The sequence below is a fragment of the Streptococcus sp. 22.1 genome, from assembly GCF_016648645.1.
Classification (GTDB): Bacteria; Bacillota; Bacilli; order Lactobacillales; family Streptococcaceae; genus Streptococcus.
Map to the genome: position 1 here is coordinate 1 of NZ_JACLQK010000014.1, position 12,165 is coordinate 12,165.

The following is a 12,165-nucleotide window of genomic DNA, read 5'->3' on the forward strand; positions in this document are numbered from 1 at the left end:
GTATAGGTAATAAACTATATTTTTTATATAATAAGCTATGCAATTGGCTTTTCATTCTTCTTCCCCCATTTTATTTTTTCTAAATAAAATAAACAAATCGTAGTAAGGAAAGTTTCAAATAATAGAAGAATCGCTCCATATAATTGAGTTGTCTGACCGGCTTCGACCCTACCAAAAGCAAAAGACTTAGCTCCAATTAAAGGTAATAAATTATCTAAAATAGGAGAAATTGCCTTAAGTATGCCTGATAAAGAAAAAACTAACAATAAAACTATCACAATCAAAGAAGGAATTGATCTTTTTGTTATTTTTACAAGTAATAGAGAGAGTAAATTAAGTGTAATTGTAAAAGCTCCTAGTCTAGTGATAACATCAAGCATTAAACCTATAGACAGAATACTTTGTAACTTACTAACTAACATGAATTTTAGAAGTAATGCATTTAATAAAAACAACGTAAAGGTCGTCATTATTGAAATAACAATTATACTAAATATCTGTGAAAACAACCTTATTTTCCAGTTAGCACAAATTAGTGATGAAAACTCATCCTCACCAAATTGATAATCAGTTGCTAGAATTAATGCTGACAATATAGGCAAAAATAACACGGTTGCTTGATAAGGAGATGATAAAATAGCATCTCTCACCGTTCTATAAGGAGTCTCAATTACATTTTGATCAATATTTACTGAGTTGGCAGCACCAGTGTGTAGTGCATTAATGACTTGAATATTTTGATAGGTAAAAAACAAACTAACTACAACTAAGATAAAAAATCCCATTTTAAATAAAGTTAGATGGCTATATTTATATAAATACCCCTTTATAACTTGACTTAACATTTTATACTACTCCTCTCATGTACAGAGCTAAAATAGGCGTTTTCAAAACTATCATATTGCTTCAATACTTGCTCACGTTTGTCATTTAGAACAACATGACCATTTGAAATACCTACAACTCTATCTACGGTTAATTCAAGTTCGCTCATATAATGGCTAGTTAATAGTACTGTTTTTCCTTGTTTCACAAAGTCTTTGAGAAACTCTCTTAACCAACGGATTCCCTCTGGGTCCAACCCATTAATAGGTTCGTCTAAAATCAAAATATCTGGGTCTGCAAGTATTGCTGTTGCCAAGCCTAATCTTTGCTTCATTCCTAAAGAATAATCTTTGATTTTCTTCTTACCAACATCTTTTAATCCAACAATTTCTAAACATTCAGTACAACGTTGCTTACTTAGTCCACAAGAAAGTGCAATCCATCTTAATTGCTCATAACCAGTTCTACTTGGATAAGGTTGATAACTATCTAAAAAAGTTCCTACTATTGAGATTGGCTCAGCTCCTAACTCACTATATGTTGTTCCTAAAATAGTTGCCTTTCCACTATCAGCTGACTCCAACCCTAATAGTATTTTTATTAGGGTTGATTTCCCAGAACCATTAGGTCCGATCAAACCAGTAATTTCACCTTTATTAGCTTGAAAAGTTATATTTGATAATACAACTTTGTCATCGTATGTTTTATTTAAATTAGTAATATTAATCATTTTGTTTTCCTTTGACGAATAGAACCTTTTGAAATTTCATAAATTAATGCTTTCACCAATAGGCTTATTATCAAACTCCACCCATGCATATGCATTATAAGGGGAAGTTTTAAAATCTGAAACCCAATCTGGAGAATATCTTGTTATAGTGAAGGTACCTTTCACTATAATTGTAGTTTATCAATATCTTTTCGGAAAAAAATCAGAGTTAATAGTTTTACATATTTTTAATAAAAAAATGTTCTGAGATAGTCTTTAAACATCTTATTTTAGATAAGAAACAATCCACAAAAAAATCCCAAGTGCACAATGCAACTTGAGATTTTCTTTCTGTCTGGGCATGCCTGAGTCATTCAGGTCTTTATATTATTTGTCTTTTTGATCTTTGTGATCTTTCTTATTTTTCTTCTTACGTCCGTTGCGGCCAAGTCCTAGACCTGTTACCGATACGGTGAAGCCTGCGATATTGATGGTTTCTTCAATCTTACCTTTGCTTGCTTCTTCCTCATTTGAGAGATTAATTGGCATCTTGTGTTTAGAGCCTTTACCCTCAGCTTGACTTGAAACAGGTGCTTCAAAGTCATCGCCTGGTCCATAAGTGACTGGTCCCTCATGAGATTCCACTTGCTCTTCGACTTGGTCGAGAACTTCTAGATCTTGAACCTCTTCAACAACGATATCGTCTGCCTTGTTTTCTTTAGGTTTACCATTGATATCGCCTGTAAGCGGGATATAAACAACGGTTTCTTCAAGGTTACGTTGACCTACTGTCTTACCTTCAACCTTGTCCTTATCAGCGCTATAGCCTTCTACTTCTGGTGTGATAACTGTTTCAAACTGACCTTTATTTGAAGTCCAGTAGCTTGAACCAAGCTCTTCACCTGTAACCTTATCAATGGTCAAACTACGTGTCCATTGAGCGGTTTGGATGTTATTAGCAGGAAGTTCTGCTTGTCCATCGCTAGATGTGTAGAGAACTGTGAAGGTTACATCTTTAATATAGCTTTCACGTTCTGGCCATTTAGCTCCATCAGGATTTGCTGGGTTGATTGGTGTACCGGCTTCTTGGATGTTATCTGGACCTACTTGAACGGTACCATGACGAAGGGTAACCATGAAGTTTTGGTCAACATGTGAATCACCATCAAAGATAACACCGTTTGTGAAGCCATCTGCAAGGAGGGTATAACCACGGTCACTATAGTACTTGATACGCTCGATTGTTGAGTAATCGATAACTTCGCCTGATTTACCAAGCAAGTCAACCACTTCAAGTTTCTTACGAGTTGTGCCATCAACATAAGTAACTGTAGCTTTCTGAGCATCCTTAAGGTAAGTTACTACTTCCATGATTTCAGGTGTTTCTACAGAAACATCTGTCATTTCAGCTACTTCCATACGGTCTGGTGTAAATCCAACAACCTCTGGAGAAGGAACAGCTGAGAAGCCAGCTTGAGTACTTGACCATGCTTCATAATTGATAGCACCTGTAACAAGGTTAACGTTAGTCAAACGTTTGAAATCAAGAACTTCAACGTAGTCGTCGCTAGCCAAGCCGCCTTCTTCGAAGACATACTGGATTGTACGTGTCACATCGGCACGGTTTTCAAGCATCTCTACGCTATTTGGCCAAACTGGACTATTAACATCGTTTGGATCTACGACTTCACCTGCAACTGGTGCTGGCATATCTGGGTCAATAAGAACCAAACGTTCACGAAGAACAACTTCGAAGACTTGATCAAAGTCAGAATCACCATTGTAAGTGTGGTCAAAGGCTGCCGCATAACCATCGTTGACAAGTTCATAACCTTGTTTGAGCAAGTTTGCAATTTGTTCATCAGTAGAGTAGTCAATCTTCTCACCTGAGCTTCCGACGACGACATCACGAGTCAATTCGGACTTATCAAGCTCATTCATGTAAAGGATAATAGCTTTTTGCTCATCCTTAGCATAAACCACGTTGGTATCTTGACCTGGGTGTTCTGGAGTAATAAAGGCCTTTTCAGAAATGTAACCAAGAACATCTGGAACGACTGTTTCCATAGCCATGGTTGGATCTTCAGGATCGTTGTTGTAGCTTGGAGTAGGTGCATTTTCAATAGGTGTACCATACTCATCTACTGGAATAATCTTACCAAGCTCTGTATAAGTTACTGTATCTTCCACTTCTGGAAGGTCTGGGCGAACTTCAAGACCACCAGCTTGACGTTTATCCGCATAGAAGCCATCTACAACTGGAACTTCTACGACATCATAAGTGAAGCTGTCTTGATCCCAAGTGCTTGTTTGTTCCACTTGGTTAAATTTACCGTGGAAGCTGAAGCTATCTTGAATGTTGATAACTGGATCTTTGTAGCCTGCACCTTGGAAGGTAACCGTTTGTTTCGTATCTTGCGTGATATCATCCAAGATTGGCTCGTAAACCAAGGTTTGGTCCATGCTGAGGTCAATTGGCAATACCAATTCACTTTCAGCTTGGTAGCCAGCAACTTGTGGTGCTGGTGTCTCAATAACTTGCGTAGCATCTTGAGGATCATTAGCATAATGAACTGGCTCTGCATCCGCGATTGGATTACCAAAGGTATCAACAGGGATAATCTTACCAAGCTCTTTATAGGCAACACTATCTGTTGCTTCTGGTTTATCAGGTGTAACAACCTGCATACCAGCAACTGCCTTGTCCGCAAAGTAACCTTCGATAACTGGAACATTGACCTTAGCGAAAGTATAGCTGTCTTGATCCCAAGTGTAAGTATCTTCTGCTTGGTTGTACTTACCAGTGAAGCTGAAGTCAGACTGAATATTAACAGACGGTGTTGCTTCGCCAGCACCTTTGAAGAAGACAGTTTGCAAGGTTGGTTGCGTTACATCTTCAAGGATTGGAGCGTACTCAACAAGAATATCGTCTGTCAAGCTCTCAGGCATGACACTTTGTTGCATTGGACGGTAACCCGGAATGTGAGGAACAAGAGTCTCACTAACCTTGGTTGGGTTATTAGCATCGTTGTTGAAGGTTGGCGTAGGCACGTTTGGAATCAAGCGTCCATTCGCATCAATAGGAATGATCTTACCAAGTGGAACATAGGTAACGGTTTCTTCTATATTATCCTCAGTAACATCTCTACCCTTAACTTCTACTCTATCCGCAAAATAGCCTAAAACAACTGGTGCATAAATATCATAATACTTGGTTTTGTTTGGAGACCACTCTGTCTCATCAACAAGCTCACCTGTAACCTTGTCGAAGGTAAGAGTACGCACCCAATAAGCCTTTTGCACATCAGCATCTGGCAAATCAGCATTGCCATCTGTACTTCTGTAAAAGACTGTGAAGCTTACTTCTTTTTCGTAAGCATACTTAGATGGCCATTTAGGTCCATCTGGATTATTAGGATTGATTGGAGTATCTGGGACTTGCTCATTTTCAGGTCCCACCTTGGCAACATCGTGTTGCAAGAGGACGAACCACTCTTGATCATCAATATCTTTATCATCAAAAATGGCATCTTTAGGGAATTCGTCCTGAATCAAGTCATATCCCATGTTCTTGAAAGTCTTGATACGTGTTGCTGTCCCGTATTCAATCGCTTCACCCAATTCACCGGTCAACTGGTCACTAACCAAGTAAGCACCGGTAGTTTCATCAATATAAGTGATGCTGGCTTTCTTGAAAATTTTACGATACACAACCGGAGTGTCCGCTCCTGGTTTGTTCGGTACTACACTTTTAATATCTGTCATATAATCTTGAACAGCTGGTGTTGCTGTCTCACCCGCCTTTCGTGGATCTTTTTTGTTATTGTTATACTGCTTAGTCAAAGCACCTGGAATATATTCCCCATCTTCTGTCACAGGGATAATGCGTCCCAATTTCCTATAGGTCACATGTTCCGTTACCGTTGGCACATAGGGCGTGACAACGTTAAAACCCGCTTCCTTTTGGTCAGCGAAATAGCCCTGGACAACTGGTACCGATATCTTAGGATAGGTATAACTGTCCTTGTCCCATTCGATTAAACCAGTCTTCCTATCCCTAGTCCCTGTGAAGACATGGTTTTCCATGACTTCAGGATCTGGAGTTTGCGAATCCGCTCCTTGAAAAATAATCTCTTGCTTAGATGGAATCCTCACGGTTTCCGATTGAGCATGATTATCAAAGAGAACTTCGTCAGCTCTGGCAAAATCTAATGGAGAGGGGGCACCGTGGTCAGAGCGACTTTTTGGGTTAGTCAATAATTTAGAAAGATCTATAGTATCAACTAAATCAGAGTGCGCTGATTTATGTGCAATATGCTCTTCGGCAGTTCTTGCTGCTGCTTCAGTCGCATCTTCCCTATAGGCTCTCAAAAATACTCCCCCTTTCTTCTTTTTATGAGAAATAAAATCCTATACTTGCTAAGTTCTCATGGAAATCTTTTCTATTAAGATTTCATTTTCCCTCGGAGAAGCTAACAAGTTCTTATCAAAGATTAAAATTTTTGATATCTCTTATATATACTATAATACGAGAATCGAATTTTTACAAGTAAGGTGTAAGAACTTTAATCATTTTAACCCCTAAGTGAAAAAATAGTGCTTTAATGTGCAATATCTATCAAGTAGTTTATGAAAGTGACATCAAAATGAGATTACCCCGATAACTTAAATGATGAGTCTTTAATGGAGCTTTCTCTCCCTAAAGACACTCTCATAAGAAATAGACTATAAACTATCACAACTACTTCTCATCTTTGAAAGACTAGAACCTTACCTCAGTTGTAAGGGAACAACCTAAGAGAATGGCACAGAGAAGGTCTGTGCCTAGTCCTCGACTATGGAATGCCAATGAATAACTAGCATTACTTTTAGTATAGATTGACTTTTACGCTTCGTCAATAGATTGGAACCATTTAATGAAATTCCCCAGTTTCTCAAGTTTCTCGTATTAAGTTATAAATAACTAATAGCTTTTTTAGCATGATTACTTTTTCATGGAACTACAGATGTAATGATTACTATCAGACTATCATGACTAACTCAAGATGGTTTTAAAATCACTTGTTCAGCCATCATTAAATCCTTAACGAAATCCGAACATGCCATAAAAACCGAGACTACTGTCTCGGTTCATACAGTTTGGAAACGATTAGATTTGTCCTCGGCCTTGAGCGTCAAAGTAAACCCACCATCCTGGACTCACTTCAACCCAACGGTTAACAGCCATCTCACCTGAATTTGGATCATAGTAACGAACAACGCCGTTCACACGAACCAAATGACCTTTGATTTGCTTACCATTGTTATCAAAGAGGAGGTTTTGACCATTGATAGTAACCATGCCTTTGACAGCATTACCATTACCATCGAAGTAATACCAGCTACCATCGATTTCATGGAATTGATTACGGTAAAGCTCACCTGAATTTACATCATAGTAACGAAGGTTGCCATCAACATTAGCCAAAGCACCTTTCACTTGACGACCATTTTGATCAAAGTAGAGGTTTTGACCATTGATATTTTGTGAACCTTTTACGGCTGCACCATCATTATTGAAGTAAGCCCAAACACCTGGTTCGATTTCTGCGAATCGGTTGCGAGCCAATTCACCTGAGTTAGCATCATAGTAACGGATAGTACCATTCTCATTAACAGTACGCCCTTTAACTTGGACACCATTGTTATCGAAGAAGAGTTCTTGACCATTGATGTTTTGGTGACCTGTCACACGTTTACCATTACCATCGTAGTATGCCCAAACGTTATTACCAATTTGTACGAATTGGTTGCGGCCTGATGTATTGTTATTGTTGTTATCTGGTTTTGGATCTTGTTTACCGTTTGCATTCAAGACACCGTTTTGGTCGTAGTAGAATACTTGACCTCTACGGTTTTGACGGTAACCATCACGCAATTGCACCCCATTAGCGAGGAAGAAGTATTGTTTACCATCGATAGTCTTTTCACCGATTGCCATGCGACCTGAGTTATCAAAGTAGTAAACATTTCCGTCGTTATCTTTGATAAAGGCATTCTTAGCACGTTTGCCATCGTTATAACGATAGTAAACACTGCCCCAGCTCTTCTCAAACTTACCACTACCATCACCGTTTTGGTTGTCGTTGTTAGTAGATTGGTTGCTTCCGACTACTTTTGGAAGGCTAACTTTACCACCATTTGTACCGTAGTAACCACTTAGACCATTCTTAAGCACGTACTCTGAACCACGGTCAAGAATGTTAGTACCATTCATGTACTTCGCAGACCACTGTGTGATCTTCTCGTCAGTAGTCATACGTTTACCAGTAGAGATTTGAACACGATCAAAGATTTGTGGGTAAAGACGTTTCAATTCATCAAGGAAGGCACCACCATATTTACCTTGGTAGTCGTTACCAAAAGTACGTGTCTTAGCAGCGTAGAGGCTATGATTGATGATTGCTCCATCTTTAGTTTCACCATAGTTATTAACACGAGTTGCTGTAACCACTTCATCACCTGGAAGGTTATAGATTTGGTCTGGAACCCAGTCAGCAATCGCTGAGATACCTACAGCGTGGAGTGATTTAAGAGCTGCTTTCAAGTCAGCCAATGAACCGTACTTATTGTCCTTACTCATAGCAATATCATAACGGTCTGTAAAAGCATAACCATTTTGGATGACTGAGTCAAGGAAGCTACCATCATCACTTGAAACGTACTGTGGTGCAAATTCAAATGATGTGATACCCCATGATTTGAAGAGGTTTGCATTTTCAGCAATCTTCTTATTAGTGTATTGTGATGAATCTTGGACGAAGTCTTGGAAGTTAGAGAAACCTTCGTAGATAACTTGTGAATCAAGGGCAGCATTTGATTCATAAACCAAACCACTGCTGTTCTTTTCTTTACTTGGTGCTACACGCACGTCTTGACTTTCAGAAGCACCTACTGGTACCCAAACTGCAAGGTAACCATCAACTTGAGGGTTACGGATACCACGGATTTCGTTTGCATTAAATGTCAAATTACCGTTACCATCAGTGTATTTGACAATGCCGTTAGCATCGCTATCATTCAAGTAAGTAGCCACACCATCGTTTGTTGTCAAAAGCAATGGACGATAAGCTTGGTTACGGTGAGCCGCACCCATGTTAATTGTCAAGTTGCTTGTCAAACGAAGGGCAGGTTGGTTTGAAACGATAACTGCCATACCTTGGTTACGTGTTTCTGCTGTACCAGTATCAGAAGCACTATTAGCCCCTGTACCATAACGTACAGATGTCAAGACACCTGCAGCATCCCAACCATTAGTATTACCATAACCGATGTAGTTAACCTTCATATCTTGACCACCGGCTGCATAGCGGATACGGCCTTTCAAGAGGGTTTCAATAGCATCATAATATGGTGATTTTTGGGCCATATATTGACCATCATCTGTGTACATGTCACCATAGTAAACACGTGGCACAGTGTCCTTATGCGTAAGCATCAAGGCGTATGCTGATGGAATATTATATTGTGTGTATTGCTTGTTAGCACTACGCATGTCTCTGTTGTAGATTTCAAAGGCTTTCTTCATTTCATCAAGCGTGAAGGTATTCCCTGTTGATTGAGGGTTGATTTCATTTTTGATGATTTGACCAATGATTGATTGTACCTCTGAATCGTGAGCACGAACAAAGGCGTAGTTAGCCATGCGTTTAGAGTTTTTACCACTTTCAGAACGGTCATTGATACTATTTGAAATAAGTGGTTCAACTCCTGAGCGGTTACCAATTGGACGCAAGAGTGAATATACCAATGCTAAGTGCATAGGGTCATCCATTGGCAATTGGGCACCTTTAGTGTCTTCATTGTAGTATGGGTCATTGTGAGACCACGCTTCCAAGATAGACATGTGTTTAATGGCTTGATCTTGGCTTTGGTCAGAACCATACTTAGCTTTGAAGTAATCTGAAGCAATTTGAAGAAGGTCAGCATTGACATTATCCACGGCATCGACACGAACACCATCGAAGTTTTCATCTTCAGAACCACCAGTAATAGTACCGATGTTCATGATGTAGTGGAGCCAGTTCAACTGCTCAGCTTGAACCGCTGGGTTTGAGTTGTCGATATCATTAGCCAACAAGAACTCGAAACCACCGTTACTTGTATCCTTAGTATACTTAGGATTGTGTTTACCTGTTTGGCTAGTTGGTGTGCGGTTCAAGAGACGATAATCAGAATTAGCATGGCTTGTACGACTATCGTTGTTATAGAGAAGGGCACCACCTTGCAAGTGATCGCTGTTATCAAGATTTTCAGAAGTTGAATTCCAACCTGGTTGGGTCTTCACGAAATTTTTGATAGTTGTACGCAACCAGTCAGTGTTACCTTCACGCGCAATACGTTCTTCAATACGTTTTTGAACTTCAAGCGCTGCTTGGTCCATTTGAGTTTGTGAGCTGAATGACGTATAGGTCTGATTGGTACCGAGACCTTGCTCCTTCATGTAGTTGAGGTAGCTCGCTTGGATAGCCTTGCTTGGCCACCAAACCGTAAGCAATGGACGTTTGTCATTTTCAGTTGAGGCAGTCCACTCTTTACCATCTTTCAAGATTTCTTTTGGACGGTACCATGTGTTGGCAGTAAAGTAACCATCAACAAGTTCGATATCTTTATCAGTTGTACCATAAAAGGCATTCTTATCGCCATTTACAGTAACGTTTGTGTTTGTGCTATCAGCTGATGAACCTGTTCCACCGTTCTTATCGAAGCGGTATTCTTTTTGGTTAGACAATTCACCAGTTTCAGCATTAAAGTATTGGCTTCCGCCGTTACGTTCAAGGACATAGTTCTTACGAATAGTACCGTCATCTTCAACGTAGTATTGTTTACCATCAATTGTTTTGATGTGACTTGGACCATCAGTTACGACATTGTTAGTTGCTGGAAGGTCGTTGTTTACTACTGTGACAGTATTGTTGGCATTATTTGTATTGCCGTTAACTGGGGTAGCACGACGGCCTCCTGTAGGACCACGTCGAGCACCAGTCGCACGACGTTCACGTGTCGCTGCGCGATCAGTAACTGTTGTTGTGTCAGTTGTAGTGTTGTTATTTGTCGTATCAACAGCTGTATCATTGGTTGCTGTTGTATCTGTTGTAGTTGCCGCACGATCAGTACCGACAGTCGCTGCCGTATCAACAGCATTCGCTGCAACTGTATTTGTTGTATCAGTTGTCAAATCGAAAGTTGCTGTTGGAGCTGCTTGGTCAGTTGCGACATCATTTGTCGCTGCAACTGCTGTAGTTGGATCCTGAGCAGCCGTTGTATCGTTAGATACAGTACCCGTATCAACAGTAATATCGGGGATGGCTACAGTAGCATCCGTATGTTCGTCGGCCTGAACGACACCGTCGTTAGTTCCTAAAGAAACCGCTGAGACTGCACCGAGCGACATTCCTGTAACTGCGATGGTTACCCATTGTTTCTTAACTTTGTGCATTTTATAATGTACTTTTTTGTCCATAATAAAAAGACTCCTTTTTCCCATTTATAGCTTCATTCTAAATCATTGAAAGCTTTTTTTCAATAAGATTTGATAAATTTTCATAATTTTTAGAAAAGCCCTTTTGTTGTTTTAATGACATTAGCTTTAAATGAGTGTTTAAAAATATAAAAATGGTCATTTTAGTCATTGAGAAACAGAAAACTGACACTCTATGGCTATTTAGAATGATTATTGATAAGGTACTTCTTTTAATGGGATTACAAGGAAATCTAATGAAAATTCACAAAATCCTTAAGGCACTTCTCTAAAAGCGACAAAAAATACCATCCTTACCAAACCATTAGGTCTGTTAAAATAGGGTCTTTTTTAGACTATCTTCTCATACAAAATCTAAATTCTAACTATCTAAGCTATTCCCTTCTTACTGAGGTTTAAGAGTTTCAAGTTCGGTCACTATAGTGCCACAAAAACCAATCACAGAGCGATAAATCGTCTCAAAAAAATAGCTCAAAATCTTATCTATCCTGCTGAAACGAAGGAAAAAGGAGTATAATGAAGATGAAAAGAAATAATCTATTTAGACACAAATAGAGGGGAAGGTGAGAAAGATGTCAGAACAAAATACAAACTTCAACACGAAACAAGATAAGGTAACGACTGGTCAAGAGGTCACTAAGTCAGACCTCATTAAGAAGAATGCTCCTGACAACAGTCTTGCTTCTGTTCTCCTTGCAGCCGCATTTTATTCAGCTATTGTTTATCTTGCCATGTTTTGTTTAAATCCTTGGGGAATACTTTTGATGATTTTCCAAGCACCTAGCTTGATTTGTTACATAATAGCAACCATCTTAGTATGGAAAGGGCGTAAAAAAGGTAATAAAAACTTCTTAAGCACAAGTATTGGTTTTTATATTGTCTCAATCCTTTTGGCTAATGAGGCTTTTCGATATATACCAATTATGTTAACTATTCTCGTAATAGTGGGGACTGTGATGTATAAACAAGATAATGAGCAAGACAACAAATAAGAGACCATGTTCAAGTGGTCTCTTATTTTTATGTAGTCATTTGTATTTCAAAAGGTCAGTTCCATTTTGAAACTTTCACAACATCTCCAAATCAAAAAACACCTCTTAGCTAGAATGGT

General features: G+C 39.1%; 5 protein-coding genes. 1 reads left to right on the plus strand and 4 read right to left on the minus strand.

Translation table 11 applies throughout. From position 1 onward, the window contains the following. Window positions 1-35 precede the first annotated feature (35 nt). From H7U04_RS07670 to H7U04_RS07685, 4 genes are all read right to left on the minus strand, one after another. Window positions 36-845, minus strand: coding sequence for a hypothetical protein (locus H7U04_RS07670; protein WP_037600665.1), 810 nt, complete (start codon window positions 843-845; stop codon window positions 36-38). Continuing rightward, window positions 839-1,555 carry an ABC transporter ATP-binding protein gene (locus H7U04_RS07675; protein ID WP_037600663.1) on the minus strand — a complete coding sequence of 239 codons (717 nt, stop codon included), beginning with the start codon at window positions 1,553-1,555 and terminating at the stop codon, window positions 839-841. Before H7U04_RS07675 ends, H7U04_RS07670 begins: the two co-directional genes overlap by 7 nt. A 366-nt stretch (window positions 1,556-1,921) precedes the next feature. Continuing rightward, window positions 1,922-5,905 (minus strand): mucin-binding protein, encoded by a 3,984-nt coding sequence (locus tag H7U04_RS07680; protein WP_073689459.1) that lies wholly within the window; start codon window positions 5,903-5,905, stop codon window positions 1,922-1,924. Between the two features lie 778 nt (window positions 5,906-6,683). Beyond that, window positions 6,684-11,036: a glycoside hydrolase family 70 protein gene (locus tag H7U04_RS07685; protein ID WP_110981529.1), complete on the minus strand. Its 4,353-nt coding sequence runs from the start codon at window positions 11,034-11,036 to the stop codon at window positions 6,684-6,686. A gap of 590 nt (window positions 11,037-11,626) precedes the next feature. Between H7U04_RS07685 and H7U04_RS07690 the strand changes: the two genes are divergently transcribed. Next, window positions 11,627-12,046, plus strand: a complete 420-nt coding sequence (locus H7U04_RS07690) for a hypothetical protein (protein WP_110981530.1) — start codon at window positions 11,627-11,629, stop codon at window positions 12,044-12,046. Window positions 12,047-12,165 lie beyond the last annotated feature (119 nt).

Bases quoted from the DNA above. Each gene is read 5' to 3' on its own strand.
- H7U04_RS07670 (WP_037600665.1), bottom strand. From the start codon at position 845: ATGTTAAGTCAAGTTATAAAGGGGTATTTATATAAATATAGCCATCTA.
- H7U04_RS07675 (WP_037600663.1), bottom strand. From the start codon at position 1,555: ATGATTAATATTACTAATTTAAATAAAACATACGATGACAAAGTTGTA.
- H7U04_RS07685 (WP_110981529.1), bottom strand. From the start codon at position 11,036: ATGGACAAAAAAGTACATTATAAAATGCACAAAGTTAAGAAACAATGG.
- H7U04_RS07690 (WP_110981530.1), top strand. From the start codon at position 11,627: ATGTCAGAACAAAATACAAACTTCAACACGAAACAAGATAAGGTAACG.